General features: G+C 67.6%; 16 protein-coding genes and 3 pseudogenes. 11 read left to right on the top strand and 8 right to left on the bottom strand.

What is annotated here, in order from left to right:
- The first annotated feature begins 3 nt into the window (after window positions 1-3).
- A complete protein-coding gene (locus AC1Z3O_RS17645) occupies window positions 4-1,263 on the top strand; it encodes a serine hydrolase domain-containing protein (protein WP_483516993.1) in 1,260 nt (419 codons plus the stop codon).
- Here the strand turns inward: AC1Z3O_RS17645 and AC1Z3O_RS17640 are convergent.
- Window positions 1,260-2,114: a GntR family transcriptional regulator gene (locus AC1Z3O_RS17640; RefSeq protein WP_483516992.1), complete on the bottom strand. Its 855-nt coding sequence runs from the start codon at window positions 2,112-2,114 to the stop codon at window positions 1,260-1,262. The genes AC1Z3O_RS17645 and AC1Z3O_RS17640 overlap by 4 nt on opposite strands.
- 142 nt (window positions 2,115-2,256) lie before the next feature.
- Window positions 2,257-2,406 (bottom strand): annotated as a pseudogene (locus AC1Z3O_RS17635) (AraC family transcriptional regulator); the annotation flags it as partial.
- Between AC1Z3O_RS17635 and AC1Z3O_RS17630 the strand changes: the two are divergent.
- Window positions 2,359-2,796 (top strand): annotated as a pseudogene (locus tag AC1Z3O_RS17630) (cytochrome P450); the annotation flags it as partial. The pseudogenes AC1Z3O_RS17635 and AC1Z3O_RS17630 sit on opposite strands and share 48 nt — an antisense overlap.
- A 61-nt stretch (window positions 2,797-2,857) precedes the next feature.
- On the opposite strand, the gene AC1Z3O_RS17625 reads toward AC1Z3O_RS17630, so the two are convergent.
- Window positions 2,858-3,580 (bottom strand): response regulator transcription factor, encoded by a 723-nt coding sequence (locus tag AC1Z3O_RS17625; protein ID WP_483516991.1) that lies wholly within the window; start codon window positions 3,578-3,580, stop codon window positions 2,858-2,860.
- Window positions 3,581-3,843: 263 nt separating this feature from the next.
- Here AC1Z3O_RS17625 and AC1Z3O_RS17620 point away from each other — a divergent pair, with 263 nt between their 5' ends.
- The gene (locus AC1Z3O_RS17620) at window positions 3,844-4,578 is read left to right on the top strand and encodes a response regulator transcription factor (protein ID WP_483516990.1); all 735 of its coding nucleotides are present in this window, start codon (window positions 3,844-3,846) and stop codon (window positions 4,576-4,578) included.
- A gap of 70 nt (window positions 4,579-4,648) precedes the next feature.
- On the opposite strand, the gene AC1Z3O_RS17615 is transcribed toward AC1Z3O_RS17620, so the two are convergent.
- From AC1Z3O_RS17615 to minC, 4 genes are all read right to left on the bottom strand, one after another.
- Window positions 4,649-5,734: a porin gene (locus AC1Z3O_RS17615; RefSeq protein WP_483516989.1), complete on the bottom strand. Its 1,086-nt coding sequence runs from the start codon at window positions 5,732-5,734 to the stop codon at window positions 4,649-4,651.
- Between the two features lie 285 nt (window positions 5,735-6,019).
- Window positions 6,020-6,274, bottom strand: a complete 255-nt coding sequence (minE, locus tag AC1Z3O_RS17610; RefSeq protein WP_483516988.1) for a cell division topological specificity factor MinE — start codon at window positions 6,272-6,274, stop codon at window positions 6,020-6,022.
- Between the two features lie 20 nt (window positions 6,275-6,294).
- A complete protein-coding gene (minD, locus tag AC1Z3O_RS17605; protein WP_483516987.1) occupies window positions 6,295-7,110 on the bottom strand; it encodes a septum site-determining protein MinD in 816 nt (271 codons plus the stop codon).
- 56 nt (window positions 7,111-7,166) lie between these two features.
- Window positions 7,167-7,967 (bottom strand): septum site-determining protein MinC, encoded by an 801-nt coding sequence (minC, locus tag AC1Z3O_RS17600; protein WP_483516986.1) that lies wholly within the window; start codon window positions 7,965-7,967, stop codon window positions 7,167-7,169.
- Between the two features lie 202 nt (window positions 7,968-8,169).
- On the opposite strand from minC, the gene AC1Z3O_RS17595 reads away from it, so the two are divergent.
- Window positions 8,170-9,141 carry a magnesium and cobalt transport protein CorA gene (locus tag AC1Z3O_RS17595; RefSeq protein WP_483516985.1) on the top strand — a complete coding sequence of 324 codons (972 nt, stop codon included), beginning with the start codon at window positions 8,170-8,172 and terminating at the stop codon, window positions 9,139-9,141.
- 636 nt (window positions 9,142-9,777) lie between these two features.
- Here AC1Z3O_RS17595 and AC1Z3O_RS17590 read toward each other — a convergent pair.
- Window positions 9,778-10,927, bottom strand: a pseudogene (locus tag AC1Z3O_RS17590) (IS3 family transposase).
- A gap of 315 nt (window positions 10,928-11,242) precedes the next feature.
- Between AC1Z3O_RS17590 and AC1Z3O_RS17585 the strand changes: the two are divergent.
- The 7 genes from AC1Z3O_RS17585 to kdpE all read left to right on the top strand — a co-directional run bounded on the left by AC1Z3O_RS17585 (window position 11,243) and on the right by kdpE (window position 20,184).
- Window positions 11,243-11,413 carry a hypothetical protein gene (locus tag AC1Z3O_RS17585; RefSeq protein ID WP_483516984.1) on the top strand — a complete coding sequence of 57 codons (171 nt, stop codon included), beginning with the start codon at window positions 11,243-11,245 and terminating at the stop codon, window positions 11,411-11,413.
- On the top strand, window positions 11,413-11,502 hold the full coding sequence (gene kdpF / locus AC1Z3O_RS17580) for a K(+)-transporting ATPase subunit F (protein WP_483516983.1): 90 nt from the start codon (window positions 11,413-11,415) through the stop codon (window positions 11,500-11,502). The genes AC1Z3O_RS17585 and kdpF overlap by 1 nt, the downstream gene beginning before the upstream one ends.
- Window positions 11,502-13,331 carry a potassium-transporting ATPase subunit KdpA gene (gene kdpA, locus AC1Z3O_RS17575; protein ID WP_483516982.1) on the top strand — a complete coding sequence of 610 codons (1,830 nt, stop codon included), beginning with the start codon at window positions 11,502-11,504 and terminating at the stop codon, window positions 13,329-13,331. The genes kdpF and kdpA overlap by 1 nt, the downstream gene beginning before the upstream one ends.
- Window positions 13,332-13,452: 121 nt before the next feature.
- Complete coding sequence (kdpB, locus tag AC1Z3O_RS17570; RefSeq protein ID WP_483516981.1) at window positions 13,453-15,720, top strand: potassium-transporting ATPase subunit KdpB; 2,268 nt, start codon at window positions 13,453-13,455, stop codon at window positions 15,718-15,720.
- Window positions 15,721-15,770: 50 nt separating this feature from the next.
- Entirely contained in the window at window positions 15,771-16,397 is a 627-nt protein-coding gene (gene kdpC, locus AC1Z3O_RS17565) for a potassium-transporting ATPase subunit KdpC (protein WP_483516980.1), read from the top strand.
- 129 nt (window positions 16,398-16,526) lie between these two features.
- Window positions 16,527-19,487: a DUF4118 domain-containing protein gene (locus AC1Z3O_RS17560; RefSeq protein WP_483516979.1), complete on the top strand. Its 2,961-nt coding sequence runs from the start codon at window positions 16,527-16,529 to the stop codon at window positions 19,485-19,487.
- Window position 19,488: 1 nt separating this feature from the next.
- Window positions 19,489-20,184, top strand: coding sequence for a two-component system response regulator KdpE (gene kdpE / locus AC1Z3O_RS17555; protein WP_483516978.1), 696 nt, complete (start codon window positions 19,489-19,491; stop codon window positions 20,182-20,184).
- Window positions 20,185-20,487 lie beyond the last annotated feature (303 nt).

Genomic DNA, 20,487 nt, shown 5'->3' with positions numbered 1-20,487 from the left:
GGCATGAGCATGACGAGGGTAGAGCATCTTGGATTGTCGTCGCAGCGGCTGATGGCATTCGACGAGCGGTTGAACGATCGATACGTGGCGTCCGGACGCCTGCCGGGCGCGGTGACGCTGATTCATCGCCACGGCGAACTCGCGCACGTGAACGTCGCCGGGTCGATGGACCTGGAGCGCGCCCGGCCCATGCGCGAGGATGCGATCTTCCGCATCTATTCGATGACCAAGCCGATCACCAGCGTCGCGTTCATGACGCTGGTCGAGCAGGGGCTAGTCGGGCTGGACGATCCGGTCTCGAGCGTCATCCCGGCGTGGAAGAACCTTGGCGTCGCCGTCGCCGGGGCGCGCAGCCTGGGCGGATTCCAGACGCGTCCCGTCGAGCGCGAAATGCTGATGGTGGATCTGCTGCGCCACACGGCCGGACTGTCCTATTTCTTCCAGGCCCGCACCAATGTCGATGCCGCGTATCGCGAGCTCGCGCTCGGCGAGCCGACCAATCCGGGCGGCCTCGACGGCATGATCGACAGCCTGAGTCAGCTGCCGCTCGACTATTCCCCCGGGGACGAGTGGAACTACTCCGTGGCGACGCACGTGCTGGGCTATCTGGTGGAGAAAATCTCCGGGCAATCGTTTGCCGACTACCTGAAAAGCGCGCTGTTCGACCCGATCGGCATGCCCGACACGGGCTTCTTCGTGCCGGACGGCAAGGCCGACCGCTTCTGCGCCTGTTATCGCCCGGGGCCGACTGGCGGCCTGATCCTGCAGGACGATCCCGAGACGAGCTATTTCCGCCAGGTTCCGGCGCTGGCGTCGGGCGGCAGCGGGCTGGTGTCGACCGCCGGCGATTACCTGCGTTTCTGCCGGATGCTGCTGAACGGCGGTTCGATCGACGGGCATCAGATCCTGAGTCCCAAGACCGTGGAGCTGATGACGCTCAATCATCTGCCGGGCGGCAGGACCCTCGATCAGATGTCGCGGTCCACGTTCAGCGAGGCGGTTTATCCGGGGCTCGGGTTCGGCCTCGGCTTTGCGGTGACCCAGGACCTGGCCCGCACGATGCAGCCGGGCAGCGTCGGCGACTATTTCTGGGGAGGCGGCGCCAGCACGGCCTTCTGGGTCGATCCGGTCGAGGACCTGATCGTGGTGTTCATGACGCAGTTGCTGCCGTCGACGGCCTACAGGATCCGCCGGGACCTGCGACATTGGGTCTACGGCGCGATGTGCGACGGCGCGTCCGTCAGGGGCGGGAACCGGCGCTAGGCCGCCGGCTTGCGTGCGGTTTTCCGGCGGGTCGTTTGCGGTTGCGGCTGCGCATCGTTGCGAACCGTCGGGATCAGATCGGCGCTGCGGTCGTCGCCGGCGATATCGTGCGTCACGTCGAGCACGAACCTGTCGGCGCGATAGAGGTATAAGCCGGCATAGACGATGCGCCCGTCGCCGTCGGTCCACCAGCGCCGGGCGCGGATCAACACGTCGGCCATGCTGCAGTCTGCGCTTCGTGACGCCAGCAGGCCGGCCGTCTCCTGGTCCGCATAGGCGGCGGTCATTTCCTGGCGGGCTTTTTCGAGCGGGATGCGGTTGTACTTCCGGACCAGGTAGCCGACCTTGTGCCGTTCCTCGCTGCGTTTCGGAAACCGGTCGTAGGTTTCCCGCGCGATGTAGCTGTCCATCACGCCGTAGGGCTCGTCGTCGTGCAGGTGAAGCGTGCGGATGCGCATGTAGGCCGGGCATTCGCGCTGACCGGTCTTCAGCGCCGCGGGCAGTTCGCTTGCCGGCTCACGCAGGAGCAGCTTGATGGTCTGGCCCGGCGCGAGGCTCAACGGATCATTGATCGCCTCGCGCAGGTCCACGTTGTCCGCAGGCGACACGATGTCGGCGGTGACAAAGGTGCCGCGGCCTCGCGCGCTGCTCACGAGCCCCTCGGCGCTCAGTTCGGCGAGCGCCTGGCGGATGGTGATGGTGCCCACGTTGTAGAACGCGCACAGTGCAGGAATCGGCGGCAACTGGTCGCCGCGTTTCCAGTCACCTTGCCGGATTCGCCCACGCAGCAGGCTCGCGATCTGGATATAGAGGGCAACCCCCTTGCGCTCGACATTCAGCGACGGATTCAATCGCAGGCTCCTGGAATGACGTCAGGGCAGCGTGTCCAGCCCATGCCGTTAAATGTCTAACATTCTACTCTTGGAATGTCAGCGTGAGATGGCGGGCGGGGAGCGATCGGCCCGGCGCTTCGGGCGTGCCGCGCGCTGGCCGTCACATCCACAGCCGATACATCCAGAACGACTCGTCGTCGGCGAAGCGTTGCGCGAACTCGCTCGGCGAGAACCCGGTGATGCGCTTGGACGTCCGGCTCAGGTGCGCCTGATCGGCGAAGCCCTCGTCGAGCGCCAGCGTCGCCCAGTCGTAAGGATGAGCCGTCGCGCGCTACGGCCGATCGCATTGGGCGGATGGCAGTTGCCCGCGAAGACGCTGTTCATGCTGCCGCTGCAACTGATGCATGACGACCCGAGATGGTTTCCCGAGCCGGACGCATTCCGCCCGGAGCGCTTCGCCGAGAATGCGCCAGCCGTGCCGCGCGGCGCGTACATGCCTTTCGGCACGGGGCCGAGGGTCTGTCTCGGACAGCATCTGGCGGCGACCGAGATGACCGTCATCGCCGCGATGCTGCTGCAGCGTTTCGCGCTGTCGGTCCCGGCGGGGATGAGCGCGCCGCGCCCGGTGCTGAACGTCACGCTGTGGCCGGACCGGCCGCTGCATCTCGGGATCGCGGCGATCGGCTCGGGGGCGGCCTGATCAGTGCTGGCGGATCGTCGCGAGTACGAGGGCAACGCGCGCATCGTGCGTGTAGCCGGCATCAAGGCGGACTGAGGGCGCGCAAGGCGGCAACGCTGCGCGGCTCGATCAGGTCGAGCCGGCAGCCGACCGCGCAGATCGAGCTCAGCCGCACGCCATTGTGCGGCCACAGGCCGAGCTTGGTGCGCACGCGCGACAGGTGGCTGTCGATGGTGCGCGAGGTCTGCGGCACGGCGCGGCGCCAGACGTGGTCGCACAAGGTCTGGCGCAGCACCAGCTGCCCGGCATGGCGGAACAGCAGCATGGCGAGGTCGAATTCCTTCGGCGCCAGCGGCACGCACTCGTCCCTGACATAGGCGCGCCGCTCGGCGATGGCGAAGCGGAACACGCCCACGGTCAGCTCCCCGGAGCTGGCGGCTGGGCTGGTGCGCCGCGCCAGCGCCTGCACGCGCGCCGCCAGTTCGGCATGACGCAGCGGCTTGGCGACGATGGCATCGGCGCCATCGGCAAAGCAGTTCGCGATGTGTGCTTCGTCGTCGCGCTCGCTCAGCAGCATCACGGGCAGCTCGGCGCCGAGCGCGCGCCGTATCCACAGCAGCACGTCGCGCCCGGCGATGCCGCGCACCTCCCAATCGAGCAGCAGCATGTCGAAAGGCTCCCGGCGCAGCGCCTGCATCAGCGCCTGGCCGCCGCGGAAGCGCACGCAGCTATGGCCGTTCAGCAGCAGCGTCTGTTCCAGCAGCAGTGCCTGGGTCGGATCGTCTTGCAGAGCGGCGACTTTCATCGGGATCTCTCCTGGCGGGCTCGTGACGGTTCGTCATCTTAGACGCCACGTCTGCTGTGGCCAAAGTCAACTTTTGTCTCTGGACGGCATTCGCCGGCCTGGCCGGGCCGGTGGCTCGATACAGAATCGCTGACGGATTTGAGACTAGTCGCAGTGTCTTTTCCGGTTCGAGCGGTTTGAATGGTCCTGCCCCGCGTCTTGTGCCGCCCGACGCGCGGCGCATGGCAGGAGGCACGGCGGCATCCAAGACGGAGACGAACCCGATGGAAAAGAGAATCGCATCGCTAGAAGACGATCCGGCGCAGGCTGCATGGATCCGGCACGTCCTGCACAACGCGGGCCTGAACTGCGTCAGTTTCGGCGCCGCGCGCGACCTGATGCTGGGTCTGCGCGAGCACAGCTTCGACGTGCTGCTGCTCGACTGGCAGGTGCCCGACATGAGCGGCAAGGACTTGCTGTGCTGGGTCCGCGCCAATGTGGACCGGCGCATGCCGGCGATGTTCCTGAGCTGCCGCGATGCCGAGGAGGACATCGTGGGCGGGCTGGGTGCCGGCGCCGACGACTACATGATCAAGCCCATCCGCCCGGCCGAGCTGGTGGCGCGCCTGCAGGCGCTGTTGCGCCGTGCCGCCGCGGGGCCGCGCCCGGGCAACGCACCGATCGAACTGGGGGTCTTTGCCCTCGACTGCGCGGCGCGCACCGCCACGCGCCACGGCCAGATGCTCAGGCTGACACCCAAGGAATTCGACCTGGCGGTGCTGCTGTTCCGCAATGAAGGCCGCATCGTGTCGCGCGACCATATCGTGGCAGCGGTCTGGGGCCGCGAGATCGCGCCGCTGTCGCGCACCATCGATACCCATATGTCGCGCGTGCGCAGCAAGCTGGGCCTGCACCCTGGCAACGGCATGGATCTGGTGGCGGTCTACACGCACGGCTACCGCCTTGAGTGGCTGGAGCGCTGCGAAGGCCCGCCGGACGCGGTCCCGGCGGCAAGCTGAGGATCCGTCCGCGCCCGAAAAAAAGAAAGGCACCCGGAGGTGCCTTTCTGCCAACTGATCAAACCGACAATCAGAAGATGTGGCGGATACCCGTTGCCACGCCCAGCTGGTTGGTGCGGCCCGGCAGTTCGGTGATGGCGCCGCCGGTCACCTTGGTGAAGTCCACGGTGCCGTAGACCTGGGTGCGCTTGGACAGCGAGTACTCGGCCAGCAGCACGCCGGTGTAGCGGTTGCCGGCGTTGTTCGCCAGGCCGTTCTTGTTTTCGATGTGGTCGCCGTAGAACACACCGGTCAGCGCCAGCGCCGGGGTGGCCTGGTAGGTCACGCCCAGGTAGCCGCCGGTGTCCTTGCGCGGGTTGGTCACGGCGCTGCCGCCTACCGGAACCGGGTTGCCGCTCACCGACGGGTCGGCGTTCATGAAGCCGCTGTCGATGATGCCGGTGCGGTCCTTGCCGCCGAAGTAGCCCAGGAACAGCTTGGCCGGGCCGATGCCGTACTTGCCGGCGGCGCCCCACATCTGCTGGCGGTTGCCGCTGGCGTCGCGGACTTCCTGGTAAATGCCGCCCACGCCCCACGGGCCCTGTTCGTAGGCTGCGCGTGCGCCAAAGTACTGGTTCGCCGTGATGCTGCCCGGGACCTCGCCGAAGCCGTAGCTGGCGCCCAGGTTCAGGCCGCCGTAGTGGCCCGAGTAGCTGACCACGTTGTCCGCGCGGAAGCGGGTCAGGAAGAACGGCCAGGCGTTGTTGTTGTAGTTGCCGATGGTCAGCGGGTCGTAGTCACCGAAGAAGTTAAAGCCCTCGGTGTACTGGCGGCCCAGCTTGATGGTGCCGAAGTCGCCGGCCAGGCCCACATAGGCCTGACGATTGAACAGGCGGCTCGAGTCGCTCTTGGTGCCGTTCTGGATGCTGTAGCCGTTTTCCAGCTGGAAGATCGCCTTCAGGTTGTTACCCAGGTCTTCCGCGCCCTTGAGGCCCCAGCGGCTTTGCGTCACCGCGCCGTCGGTCATCTGCCACAGGCCGTCATTCTTGCCGTTGGAGTTGGTCGTGTAGCGGATGCTGACGTCAGCGATACCGTACAAGGTGACCGAGTTGGATTGGGCGTAGGCGCTGCCGGCCAGCAGGACGCCTGCTGCAAGGGTCAGGGCTGATTTCTTCATGGTGCTCCTTTTCTGTCGTTCTGATTGCGTGACGCCGGATCGCGGGGACACACAAAGTTACGTCTTGTCGTAACGCCGCCAAAATTTATCAAAATGGCGGGAACTTAGGAGCAAACTGAGTAATTGAGCTGACATTTCCCGCGCAAACCGTTGTCTGGCCGCGACACGTGTTCGCAACCGCACATCCGGAGCAGGAAAAAGCACCCGAAAGAGGGGATTGGAGGCGGCGCGACGCGCCGCCTCGCGGGGCAGGCGCCGGGTGCCTCGCAAGGCGCCCGGCTGCCGTCAGCCCTGGGGAATCTCGATCTTGACTTCCAGGACTTCGAGGTTGTCCTGGCGTTCCAGGCTGACCCGCAGATCCTCGTTGCTGATCTTGACGTACTTGGAAATCACCGCCACCAGCTCGCGTTGCAGCGCAGGCAGGTAGTCGGCGGGCGCGGAGTGCCCGGTGCGCTCGTGGGCCAGGATGATCTGCAGCCGTTCCTTAGCCACCGCCGCGGTTTTCTTCTTCTCCCCGAGGAGGAAGGACAGAATCGACATGGGTACAGTCCTCCTTGTTCTTACTTGTTGCCGAAGATACGCGACAGCAGACCCGGCTTCTGATAATCGGTGAAGCGCATCGGCTTGTCCTTGCCGAGGAAGCGGTCCACCACGTCGCCGTACGCGTCGGCCACGTCGCTGCCCTCCAGGTGGATGGCGGGCGTGCCCTGGTTGGAGGCATGCAGCACGGCCTCGGATTCGGGGATTACGCCGATCAGCTTGATGCGCAGGATTTCCTGGATGTCGGTCAGCGACAGCATCTCGCCGCCGTGCACGCGCTTGGCGTTGTAGCGGGTGATCAGCAGGTGCTCCTTGATGGGCTCGCCGCCCTCGGTGGCACGCTTGGTCTTGGAGGCCAGGATGCCGAGGATGCGGTCGGAGTCGCGCACCGAGGACACCTCGGGGTTGGTCACCACCAGCGCCTCATCGGCGAAGTACATGGCCATCAGCGCGCCGCTCTCGATGCCGGCCGGCGAGTCGCACACGATGTATTCGAAGCCCATGTCGACCAGGCCGTTGATCACCTTCTCCACGCCGTCGCGCGTCAGCGCTTCCTTGTCGCGGGTTTGCGAGGCCGGCAGGATGAACAGGTTCTCGCACTTCTTGTCCTTGATCAGCGCCTGGTTCAGGTTGGCCTCGCCCTGCACCACATTGATCAGGTCGTAGACCACCCGGCGCTCGCAGCCCATGATCAGGTCGAGGTTGCGCAGGCCGACGTCGAAATCGATCACGGCCGTCTTGTGGCCGCGCAGGGCCAGGCCCGCCGCAAAGCTGGCGCTGGTGGTGGTCTTGCCGACGCCTCCCTTGCCGGAGGTCACAACGATGATTTTTGCCATGGCTCTTGGTCCAGTATTAGGGTTGCTTGCTTGAGTTCAGGTCTTGGCCGCCGCGCTTATTTCATGCGGAGCGGCTCGAGGATCAGTTTTTCTTGGGCCAGGCGCACCTGGGCGGACTTGCCCAGTATCTCCGCCGGCAGCGTCTGCTCTGCGGTGCGATAGATGCCGGCGATGGAAATAAGTTCGGGTTCCAGGCAGGTGCAGAAGATGCGCGCGTCCGGATTGCCCTTGACGCCCGCCAGCGCACGGCCGCGCAGCGGGGCGTAGATATGGATGTTGCCTTCGGCGATGACCTCGGCGCCGTAGCTGACCAGGTCCAGGATCACCACGTCGCCCTGGGCGTAGACCTGCTGGCCCGAGCGCAGCGGCTTGTCGATCAGCAAGGTCGGCACGGCCTGGCGCACCGGCTCGGGAGCGGGCGCCGGCGCCGGCGCTGGCGCGCTGGCCGCGGCCGCGGCCGCTTCCTTGGCCGTCGCGGCTTGCCTCGCCTCGTCCGCGGCCGGGTCGGGCCGGGCCGGCTGGCCTGCCTTGGCACCGCGGCGGCTCTGGCTGTCGAGCAGCGGCAGGCCGAAGCCGCCGGCCCAGCCGCGCTGCGCGGGGCGCGCCACCACGCCGATGGCGCGCGCTTTGAGCGTGGCCAGCGTGTCGATCACCTGTTCCAGCGCGACCGGCGTATCGTCCTGCAGGCGGCGCAGGTCCAGCGCCACCACGTCGTCGGAGAAGAAATCGGGAGTGGCTTCGAAACGGGACAGGAGGTCGTCCCTGAGCGCGGACATGTCAGCGGTCTCTAGGGACAGGAGGAGGGCATCGACGTTGCCACTGCGCAGCTCGAAACGTGGCGATTTCTTCTGGGACATGGGGCCGGTGACCGTGGAAATGCCACATTCTAACGTCGTCTTGGGCGCGAACTGTAACAATTGCTGGCAGGCGCGCCGGCCCCGGGGCGTGCCAGTGCCGCATGCGGCGCGCCCGCGCCGCGCAGGCCTGCCGCCATGCGGCGCGGGCGACAGCCATGCGCTGCGCTTGCTACGATTCGGCATCTCGATACTAGGGGAATCCATGGGGGCGATCGTCAACAGCGTGGCCTACCGAGACGGCAAGCGCCTGGCGGACGTCGGCATCGAACAGTTCGCCGAAGTGCTGGCCACGCCGGGCACCTTCGTCTGGCTCGGCCTGCACGAGCCGGACCTGCCGCTGCTGCGCCGGGTGCAGGCGGCGCTGGGCCTGCACGACCTGGCGGTCGAGGACGCGCTCGATGCGCACCAGCGGCCCAAGATCGAAAGCTACGGCGATTCGGTCTTCATCGTGCTGAACACGGCCCAGCTGGTCGGCGAGGACGTGATGATGGGCGAGACGCATCTCTTCGTCGGGCCGCGCTACGTGGTGTCGGTGCGCCACGGCGCCAGCGACACCTACGTGCCGGTGCGCGAGCGCTGCGAACAGGACCGCCACGGCCTGGCCAACGGCCCGGGCTACGTGCTGTACGCGCTGACCGATTTCGTGGTCGACCACTACATGCCGATCGTCACGCGGCTCGAGGACGCCTTCGAGAAGCTGGAGCAGGGCATCTTCCGCGACGAGTTCGACCGCGGCGCGATCGAACGCCTGTACCACATCAAGCGGCAGGTGCTGCGGTTGCGTAACGCGGTCTTCCCGATCGAGGACATCTGCAGCCAGATGGTGCGCCTGCACGGAGACCTGGTGCCGAGGGAGCTGCAGGCCTATTTCCGCGACATCGAAGACCACGCCAGCCGCCTCGTGCGCACGCTGGACGTGGTGCGCGAGATGCTGACCACCGCCGTGCAGGTCAACCTGGCGCTGGTGACGGTGGGGCAGAACGAGGTGGTCAAGCGGCTGGCGGGCTGGGGCGCCATCCTGGCGGTGCCCACCGTGGTGTTCAGCCTCTACGGCATGAACTTCAATTTCATGCCCGAACTCAAGTTCCACTACGCCTATCCGGTGGTGATCGGTGTCACGGTGACGGCCTGCGGCCTGCTCTGGCGCAAGCTGCACAAGGCCGGCTGGCTCTGATGTCCGCTGCGCCGTGACGGGGGCCGCGGCGGGTCTTAGCGCTTTGCCTTTAGCGGCGTGGGTTGATCGTGGCAACGGCCTGTTTCGACTCCCCCTGCGGGGGAGCCGACCTACTTTCTTGTCTCGCCAAGAAAGTAGGCAAAGAAGGCGACCCGGGTGCGGCGAAAGACTCCTCGCGATTTGCCGCGGCCGCCGCGCCCGTCCGAACTCGCGTCCTGCGGCCGCTCAAACAGCGGACGGGCTTCATCGGCGGCCACGGCAAATCGCGAGGCGCCGCACAACGGGAGGGAACGGCCAAACCGTCGCTTTGCCAGGCACCTTCGCGGACTGGATGCGGCATCGCACGCCGACGCATGGTGTTCGGCCAGCTAGCTGGCCGAACACCCTCCCCCGAAGCGAAGCGAGGCGTGGCGTCCTTACCCTGCCGTATGCGGCGCCTCGCGGGCTGGCGAAAAGAGCGGAAAAGAGGGCCCCCTGTCTGAGGATCGCCTTAAGGCGATCCGAGTTGGGGCCCGGCCGCTCTTTTCGCCAGCCCGCGAGGGGGTGTTAAGCCGCATCCGGCGCGCCTTCTTTGCCTACTTTCTTGGCAAGACAAGAAAGTAGGTCTGTGGTGGTCAAGTAATCTTGGACACTTTTTCAGGCAGCCCTTCGTTTGAAAGCCTCGTACTCGGCCGGCGGCATGTTCATTACGGCCGAGTGCAATCGCTGCTGGTTGTAGAAGAACAGCACGTAGTCCGTGATGTCCGCCTGGGCCTGAGCATGGTCGCGGTAGGCCCGGTCCCGTATGCGTTCGCCCTTCAGTGAGCAGAAAAACCGCTCCACCACCGCGTATCCCAGCAGTTGCCGGCCCGGCTCATGCTGGGGGTAATGCCCTCGTCGTGCAGCATCGCCTGGAATGCGAGGCTGGAGTACTGACTGCCCTGATCCGAGTGGAACATAAGTCCTTTGCCCGGGCGTCGGCTCTCCAGCGCCAGCCTCAGCGCCCGACTCACCAGGCGGGTGTCAGCCGAGGACGAAAAGGCCCAGCCCACCACGCGCCGTGAGTACAAGTCAATCACAACGGCAAGGTAGAGCCAGCCCTGCTGGGTCCAGATAAATGTCACATCCCCGGCCCAGACCCGATTGGGCTGAGCTACCTCGAACTGGCGATTGAGCCGGTTTGGCGCGATGGCCGACGATGTGCCGCCCTTGCTGTAGTAATGCCGGCGCCGAGCACGTACGACGACCTCGGCTTCCTTCATCAGTCCGCGTGCCCGGTACCGGCCGATGTCGTGGCCGCGTCGCCGGAGCTCCTGCGCCATGCGACGACTACCGTAGCTTTGCCCGCTAGCTTGATGGATTGCCGTGACTTCGTGCACCAACGCCTGACGCCGGGCACGCGGTCGATCCCTTCTGGCCTTCCACGCGTAGTAGCTGCTACGGGGCATCTCCAGCAGCGCGCACATCACTGCGACCGGCCACGCCTTCTCCATCAGCGCGATCACTTCGTATTGCGATCGAGTTCCTTGACGAAGAAGGCCGTGGACTTTTTTAGGATGTCACGCTCCCGCTCCAACTGCGCCACCTGCTGCTCCAACTCGCGGATGCGGCGCTGCTCCGGGGTCAGATCACTCGTGACCTGGCTCTGCGCCGGTTTGGCCTTGGCTTGCCGCTGGCCCAGCCAGCGGCGCAGTGCCGTCTCGCCAATGCCTAGCGCCTGCGCGGCCTTACTGACGCTGTAGCCCTGCTCCAAGACCAGATTGACCGCATCTGACTTGAACTCGTCCGAGAAATCTTTACGTCCCATTTACACCTCACTGGTTGACCGAAAGTCTACCTTTTGAGGTGTCCAAGATCATTGGACCACTACAGTCGGCTCCCCGCAGGGGAGTCGAAACAGGCTGTTGCCTCGCAGACCAAAGCCGCTGGGTTGCGAGCTGGCGCTCGCCCTGCGGGCCGTCCTGCGGACGTCCAATGCCCTGCGAGCATTGTCCCGCCTGCGTGAACCCCGGTCGCGCGCGTTTTTATATCTTCTTTACATCCCCCTCCCGTCTCTCTACCCCGTTTTTACCGGTCCGTCCTTAATCTGCGAGGCGTCAACCACGCACGCTTCTTATTTGCCATGGACGGGATCTATTTCATCGTGCTGCTGCTGTTCGGCGCGCTGACCGGCGCGCTGCTCTTGCTGTGCGCCGCGCTCGGCGCCAAGGCGCCCCCGGGCGGCGAGCGACACGGAAGCGGCGAATCCGGCGCCGCTCCGGTGCAGAACAACGCCGGCGACAGGGGGCTGTGATGGACTGGGCCGATCTGCTGGGCGGCGCGCTCGCCGTCGCCGTCTTCGTCTACCTCCTCGTTGCGCTGTTCCGGCCGGAGAAATTCTGATGTCCACCGAATTCCTGGGCCTGCTGGCCCTCTACCTCGCCATCCTGCTGGCCGTCGCGCCCTTTCTCGGGCGCTATATCCGCCGCGCGATGGAGGACGATGCCTTCCGCCTGACCGCGTGGGGACGCCCGCTCGAGCGCGGGCTCTATCGCCTGGGCGGCGTGCGCCCGGGTGCGGAGATGGGATGGAAGCAGTACACGGTGGCCGTGATCGCCTTCAATATGCTCGGCGTGGTCGCGGTCTACGCGCTGCAGCGCGTGCAGGGCATGCTGCCGCTGAACCCGCAGGGCTTCGGCGCGGTCACCCCCGACTCCGCCTTCAATACCGCGGTCAGCTTCGTCGCCAATACGAACTGGCAGGGCTATGCCGGCGAGTCGACCATGAGCTACCTGACCCAGATGCTGGCGCTCACGGTGCAGAACTTCGTCTCGGCCGGCACCGGCATCGCCGTGTTGTTCGCGCTGATCCGCGGCTTCGCGCGCCAGAGCGCGTCCACCATCGGCAACTTCTGGGTCGATATCACGCGCTCGGTGCTCTACGTGCTGCTGCCGCTGTCCGTGGTGACGGCGCTGGTGCTGGTGAGCCAGGGCGTGATCCAGAACTTCGACGCCTATAAGGACGTCAGCCTCGTGCAGGCGGTCGAGTACAGCCAGCCCAAGGTCGACGCGGCCGGCCAGCCGGTGCTCGATGCCAAGGGCCAGCCGGTGACCGAGCCGGCGCGCACCGACAAGCAGACGCTGGCGATGGGGCCGGTGGCCTCGCAGGAAGCCATCAAGATGCTGGGCACCAACGGCGGCGGCTTCTTCAATGCCAACTCGGCCCACCCCTACGAGAACCCGACCGAGCTCGCCAACCTGATCGAGATGCTGGCCATCTTCCTGATCCCCGCCGCGCTGTGCTTCAGCTTCGGCGAGATGGTGCGCGACCGGCGCCAGGGCGTGGCGGTGCTGGCGGCGATGACAGTGATCTTCGTCGTCATGGCCTGCGCGGTGGCAGCGTCGGAGCAGCAGGCCAATGCCGCACTGGCCGGCCTGCCGGTGGACCATGCCACCTCGCTGCTGCAGGCCGGCGGCAATATGGAAGGCAAGGAAACGCGCTTCGGCATCGCCGCCACCACCTTGTTTGCCGCCATCACCACGGCGGCTTCCTGCGGCGCGGTCAATGGCATGCACGACTCCTTCACCGCCATCGGCGGCGCGGTGCCGATGCTGCTGATGCAGCTCGGCGAGGTGGTCTTCGGCGGTGTCGGCTCGGGCCTCTACGGCATGCTGGTCTACGCGGTGCTGGCGGTCTTCATCGCCGGCCTGATGATCGGGCGCACGCCGGAATACCTGGGCAAGAAGATCGAGGCCTACGAGATGAAGATGACTGCCGTGGCCATCCTGGTGACGCCGCTGCTGGTGCTGCTGGGCACCTCGGTGGCGGTGATGACCGAGGCCGGGCGCGCGGGCGTGTTCAACCCGGGCACGCACGGCTTCTCCGAGATCCTCTACGCCTTGTCCTCGGCCGCCAACAACAACGGCAGCGCCTTCGCCGGCCTGTCGGCCAACACGCCCTTCTACAACGTGCTGCTGGCCGTGGCGATGTGGTTCGGGCGCTTCTGGATCATCGTGCCCATTCTCGCCATGGCGGGTTCGCTCGCGGCCAAGAAGCGGCTGCCGGTGACGGGCGGCACCATGCCCACGCACGGACCCCTGTTCGTGGTGCTGCTGGTCGGCTCGGTGCTGATGGTGGGCGCGCTGACCTACATCCCCGCGCTGGCGCTGGGTCCGGTGGCGGAGCAGCTGCAGGGTCCCGTGGCGTCGGCCGCCGCCGCCGCTGCGCATTGAGCGCGGCAGGGCAGGGGTACAGGGCAGAGATGCAGGAAACAGAGTCAACAAGCAGGAATCCGGCTGCGGCGCGCTGCCAGTGGCGCGCGCAGGCAGCCCCAAGGTGATTGCGGAGAAACGCATGCAACAAGAATCCATGAGCGCACAAGCCAAGGCCGGCGGCGCGGCTTCCGCCGACACGGCACCGGCCGCCGCCACGCACGCGCATGGCCGCGCTGGCGGCCACCACCACCGGCCCGCGCGGCGCGGCATGTTCGCGCCCGAGCTGGTCAAGCCGGCGCTGCTCGAGTCCATCAAGAAGCTGTCGCCGCGTGACCAGTTGCGCAATCCGGTGATGTTCGTCGTCTACGTGGGCAGCATCCTGACCACGGTGCTGTACTTCCGCGCCTTGTTCTCGCCCGCCGCCGCGGGCGGTGAGAGCGCCGGCTTCATCCTGGCGGTGACGGTGTGGCTGTGGTTCACGCTGCTGTTCGCCAACTTCGCCGAGGCACTGGCCGAGGGCCGCAGCAAGCAGCAGGCCGAGGCGCTGCGCGGGCTCAAGACCACGGTGACGGCCAAACTGCTCAAGGCGGGCACCCAGGCCGGCGCCGGGGCGCGCGCCGCCGGTGCCACCGAGCCGCGCGCGGCCACCGCGCTGCGCCGCGGCGACGTGGTGCTGATCGAGGCCGGCGACATGATCCCCGGCGACGGTGAGGTCATCGAAGGCGTGGCCTCGGTCGACGAGAGCGCCATCACCGGCGAATCGGCGCCGGTGATCCGCGAGTCCGGCGGTGACTTCTCCTCGGTCACCGGCGGCACGCGCGTACTGTCCGACTGGATCGTGGTGCGCATCACCACCAACCCGGGCGAGAGCTTCATCGACCGCATGATCACCATGGTCGAAGGCGCCAAGCGCCAGAAGACCCCCAACGAGCTGGCGCTGACCATCCTGCTCGTGGGCCTGACCATCGTGCTGCTGCTGGCCACCGCCACGCTGCAGCCCTTCTCGGTCTACAGCGTGTTCGTGACCAAGGCCGGCCTGCCGGTGACCATCACGGTGCTGGTGGCGCTGCTGGTGTGCCTGATCCCGACCACCATCGGCGGCCTGCTATCGGCCATCGGCGTGGCGGGCATGAGCCGCATGATGGAGGCCAATGTGATCGCCACCTCCGGGCGCGCGGTCGAGGCCGCCGGCGACGTCGACGTGCTGCTGCTCGACAAGACCGGCACCATCACGCACGGCAACCGTCAGGCCTCGCGCTTCGTCACTGCGCCGGGCGTGTCGGCGCAGCAGCTGGCCGAGGCCGCCTGGCTGTCGTCGCTGGCCGACGAAACCCCCGAAGGGCGCAGCATCGTCACGCTGGCACGGCAGCAGGCCGGCGCCAACCTGTCCGACGGCGGCGCCGATGCGGCCGCCGGGCGGCTGTTCGTGCCCTTCACCGCGCAGACGCGCATGAGCGGCGTCGACCTCGGCAGCGGTGCCGCAATGCGCAGCGTGCGCAAGGGCGCTGCCGATGCGGTGCGCAGGTTCGTCACCGAGCGCGCCGGCAAGTTCCCCGATGCCGTGCAGCAGGCGGTGGACGACGTGGCGCGCGCGGGCAGCACGCCGCTGGTGGTGGCCGAGGCCGTGGCCGGCCCGTCCGGGCGCACCGACGCGCCCGACGCCAGCGTGCGCGTGCTCGGTGTGGTGGAGCTGAAGGACATCGTCAAGACCGGCATCCGCGAGCGCTTCGGCGAACTGCGCCGCATGGGCATCAAGACCGTGATGATCACCGGCGACAACCGCCTCACCGCGGCCTCGATCGCTGCCGAAGCCGGCGTCGACGACTTTCTCGCCGAGGCCACGCCCGAGGCCAAGCTCAAGCTGATCCGCCAGTACCAGGGCGAAGGCCGGCTGGTGGCGATGACCGGCGACGGCACCAACGATGCGCCGGCGCTGGCGCAGGCCGACGTGGCGGTGGCGATGAACAGCGGCACCCAGGCGGCCAAGGAGGCCGGCAATATGGTCGACCTCGACAGCAATCCGACCAAGCTGATCGAGATCGTCGAGATCGGCAAGCAGATGCTGATGACGCGCGGTTCGCTGACCACCTTCAGCGTGGCCAACGACGTCGCCAAGTACTTCGCCATCATCCCGGCCGCCTTCGCCACGACCTACCCGCAGCTCAACCAGCTCAACGTGATGGGCCTGGCCACCCCGGCCTCGGCCATCCTGTCGGCGGTGATCTTCAACGCGCTGATCATCGTGGCGCTGATCCCGCTGGCGCTCAAGGGGGTGGTGTACCGGCCGCTCGGCGCGGCCACGCTGCTGCGCCGCAACCTGCTGATCTATGGCCTGGGCGGGATCATCGTGCCCTTCGCCGGCATCAAGGTGATCGACATGATCCTGGCGGCCTGCGGCTGGGCCTGAGGTCCACGCGCGGTCCAGTGCATCTGCTTCTTCGTCTTTCGGAGACCTACATGAATACGCAAGTCCAAGCCAGTCCCGCCGCCACCGCGCCAGAAGCGCAGCGCGGCCTGCTGCGCCCGATGCTCACGGTGTTCGTCGCGCTGTCGGTGGTCACCGGCCTGCTCTATCCCGGCGCGGTGACCGGGATCGCCAAGGCCCTGTTTCCTGCCCAGGCGGCCGGCTCGTTGATCGTCAAGGACGGCAAGACGGTCGGCTCGGCGCTGATCGGCCAGCCCTTCTCCGATCCCCGCTACTTCTGGGGCCGCCTCTCGGCCACCGCGCCGATGCCCTATAACGCGGCCGCCTCCGGCGGCTCCAACCTGGGGCCCAGCAACCCCGCGCTGACGGATGCCGCACGCGCGCGCATCGAGGCGCTGCGCGCGGCCGACCCGGGCAATACGGCGCCGGTGCCGGTCGACCTGGTGACCGCCTCCGGCAGCGGGCTCGATCCGCACATCAGCCCGGCCGCGGCCAACTACCAGGCCGCCCGCGTGGCACGCCTGCGCGGCCTGCCGCTGGCGCGCGTGCAGGCGCTGGTGGCCGCCAACACGGACGCGCCGCTGCTGGCCGTGCTGGGCGACCCGGTGGTCAACGTGCTCAAGCTCAACCTGGCGCTGGATGCCGAGCCGCACCGTTGACGCCATTGACGCCGTGCATGCCGGCCCGCGGCGCGGGGCGGGCGGGCGTGGCCGCGCACCGGTGGCAGCCGGGCGCGACCGTGGCACAATCGGAAGTATCCTCGCCGCTGGCGGGCGATGAAGCCATCCATGCCTGATACCGCGCTGCGTGATCCCTCCGAACGCCCCGATCCTGATGCGCTGCTGCAGCGCATGCAGGAGGAGGGGGCGCGCGCTGCGCGTGGCAAGCTGCGTGTGTACTTCGGCGCGTCGGCCGGCGTCGGCAAGACCTACGCCATGCTCAGCGCGGCACGCGCGCTGCACGCCGAGGGCGTCGACATCGTCGTCGGCGTGGTGGAGACCCACGGCCGCGCCGAAACCGAGGGCCTGCTCGAAGGGCTGGAGCGGCTGCCGGCGAAGGTGGTGCCCTATCGCGAGCGCGAGCTGCGCGAGTTCGATCTCGACGGCGCGCTGGCGCGCCGTCCCACGCTGATCCTGGTCGACGAGCTGGCGCATTCCAATGCGCCGGGCAGCCGCCATCCCAAGCGCTGGCAGGATATCCAGGAACTGCAGTCGGCCGGCATCGATGTCTGGACCACGGTCAACGTCCAGCACCTGGACAGCCTGAACCAGGCGGTGGGCGGCATCACCGGCATCCGGGTCTGGGAAACCGTGCCGGATGCGGTCTTCGACGATGCCGACGAGGTCATCCTGGTCGACCTTCCGGCCGACGAACTGCTGCGCCGGCTGCAGGAGGGCAAGGTCTACCTGCCCGAGCAGGCCCGGCACGCCGCGCGCAATTTCTTCCGCAAGGGCAACCTGATCGCGCTGCGCGAGCTGGCGCTGCGGCGCACCGCCGACAGAGTCGACGACGATGTGCGCGCCTATCGCCATGCCGAGGCCATCCAGCCGGTGTGGCGCACACGCGAGGCGGTGCTCGCCTGCATCGGCGCGGGCGACGATGCCGAGCAGGTGGTCAGGAGCGCGCGCCGGCTGGCCGGCCAGCTCGACTGTGACTGGCATGTGGTCACCATTGCCACCCCGCGGCTGGCGCCGCTGTCCGAGACGACGCGCACGCGCATGCAGGAAGCGATGCGCCTGGCGGAGGAAATGGGGGCACGCACCGAAACCCTGGCCGGCCGCGACATGGTGCGGGCCGTGGCCGGCTATGTGCGCCGGCACAACCTCACCAAGGTGGTGCTCGGCCGCGCGCCGGCCGACTGGCACCGCGCCGGCGGCACCCTGCTCGAACGCGCGCGCGCGCTGCTGGCGATGTCGCTGTCGCCCTTCCTGGGTGCGCGCGCCTGGCTGTTCGGGCGGCGCAGCTTTGCCGACGCGCTGGCCGTGGCCTGCCCGGAGATCGACGTGATCCGCGTCGCGGCCGATACCACGCGTGCCGACCTGCGCGGGCGCAACCAGCCCACCGGCGGGCGCCAAGATCTGCGCGCGGAGGCGGAAGAGGAGGCCGCGGAGAACGGTATCGCCCACCGCAAGGACTACGTCTGGTCGCTGGTGTGGTGTGCCGGCGCGACCGTGCTGTCGGCGCTGACGCGGCCCTGGTTCGACCTGGTCAACATCGCCATGATGTTCCTCGTCGCGGTGGTGGCAGTGGCGCTGCGTCACGGGCGCGGGCCGGCGGCGCTGGCCTCGGTGGTGTCGGTCGCTGCCTTCGATTTCTTCTTCGTGCCGCCGCGCATGTCCTTTGCCGTCAGCGATGTGCAGTATCTGCTGACCTTCATCGTGCTGCTGGCGGTGGGGCTGGTGATCGGCCAGCTCACCGCGGGGCTGCGCGAGCAGGCCGAGGTGTCGGTGCAGCGCGAGACCGATGCGCGCACGCTGTACGAGCTGGCGCGCGAACTGTCGGCGGCGCTGATGACCGAGCAGATCATCTCCATCGGCAGCCGCTTCCTGCGCGCCGCCTTCCAGGCGAACTCCGCCTTCTTCCTGGTCTCGCCGCAAGGGCGCTTGCTGCCGCCGCTGGTGGATCCGAGCCATCGCGGCGGCGCGGGCAGCGGCAATATCGATGCGGTGCTGGCGCAGTGGGTGTTCGACCACGGTCAGCCGGCAGGCACGGGCACGCACACACTGCCGGGCAGCAGCGTGCTGTACCTGCCGCTCAAGGCACCGATGCAGGTGCGCGGCGTGCTGGCGGTCGAGCCCCATGCCTGGCGGGCCTTCGCGGAGCCGGGGCTGCGCAGGCAGGTCGACGTGTTCGCCACGCTGATCGCCATTGCCATCGAGCGCCTGCACTATGTGGAGGTGGCGCAGCAGGCGCTGGTCTCGATGGAATCGGAGCGGCTGCGCAGCTCGCTGCTGGCGGCGGTGTCGCATGACCTGCGCACGCCGCTGACCAGCCTGATCGGCATGGCCGAGACGCTGCTGCGCGGCACCCCGCCGCCGGCACCGCCGGTGGCCGACACCGTCGAGGCCATGCGGGGCCAGGCGCTGCGCATGCGCACCATGGTGGTCAACCTGCTCGACATGGCTCGGCTGCAGAGCAGCGACGTGCAGATGCAGAAGGAATGGCAATCGCTGGAGGAACTGGTGGGCGCGGCCCTGGCAGCCATGCGCGATGCGCTGGCCCGGCACCGCGTGACTGTGGCGGATCTGTCGGCGCTGCCGCTGGTCGAATGCGATGCGGTGCTGATGGAGCGCGTGCTGTGCAACCTGCTGGAGAACGCCGCCAAGTACACACCGCCTGGCAGCGCAGTGGGCATCGCGGGCGAGGTGACGGGCGACGAGGTCCGCCTCGCGGTGGAGGACAATGGGCCCGGCGTGCCGCGCGGCAAGGAGAGGCTCATCTTCGAGAAGTTCACGCGCGGCGAGCGTGAATCGGCCACCACCGGCGTGGGCCTGGGCCTGGCCGTGTGCGAGGCCATCGTGCAGGCGCACGGCGGCCGTATCTGGGTGGAGGCGCGAGTCGACGGCGGCACGGGCGCGCGCTTCGTGATGGCGCTGCCGCGCGGCAACCCGCCGCCGATCGAGCCAGAGGGCGAGATGCCGGCCGGTGCCGGCGTGGCCGTGCCGGCCATCAGGCAAGAGGCGCCGGAACACGCGCGGGAAGATGCGCGGGAACATACGCAAAACAACACAGGCAAGGACCCGGACTGACATGTCATTCGATTTTTCGCCCACGGTGCTGGTGGTCGAGGACGAACCCCATATCCGCCGCTTCGTGCGCGAGGCCCTGGAAGGCGAGGGCTGCAGCGTGCACGAAGCCGACACGCTCAAGCGCGGGCTGATCGACGCCGGCACGCGCCAGCCCGACGTGGTGATCCTGGATCTCGGCCTGCCCGATGGCGATGGCATGACGCTGATCCGCGAGATGCGCACCTGGACCGAGGTGCCGGTGCTGGTGCTATCCGCGCGCGCCGGCGAGAGCGACAAGATCGCCGCGCTCGATGCCGGCGCCGACGATTACCTGACCAAGCCCTTCGGCGTAGGCGAACTGATCGCACGCGTGCGCGTGCTGCTGCGGCGCCACGCCCGGCTCAATCCGCAGGGAACCGCGCAGGTGGCTTTCGGCGAGGTGCAGGTCGACCTTGCCAACCGGCTGGTCACGCGGGCGGGCGAAGCGGTGCACCTGACGCCGATCGAGTACCGCCTGCTGGCCGTGCTGATCGCCAATCGCGGCAAGGTGCTGACGCATCGTGAGCTGCTGCGCCAGGTGTGGGGGCCTTCGCATTCGGAGAGCAGCCACTATCTGCGGGTCTATATGGGGCACCTGCGGCAGAAGCTGGAGGGGGATCCGGCGCAGCCGGTGCATCTGTTGACTGAGGTGGGGGTGGGGTATCGGTTTGTGGGGTGAGGGTGGGTGGCGTGCTGACGGCGACATCCGGGATAGGATGCGTCACGCTGCTGCCGGCGCAATGGGATTCGCCACTGCGCCGGTTTGCTCCCCTTGTATGTTTCCATCAGCCCGAATCGAAGCCAGGATTTGCCGTTCTATTGCCAAGGAAAGATCAAAGGTTTATAGGACAGTGCTGTCGATAGGGCGGAACTTCGCCACCGGTACGCCAAACCTGAAACCCCTCGGAGCCTGAAGCTCGCGGGAGAGCATGTGGTCAACGTACGGGTCCGCTTCATCCATTTCGTATAACCCGAACAGTTG

The sequence above is a fragment of the Cupriavidus sp. 09_S30 genome, assembly GCF_056930435.1.
The sequence above is the reverse complement of the archived record's forward strand: the minus strand, read 5'-3'. Positions and strand labels throughout refer to the sequence as shown.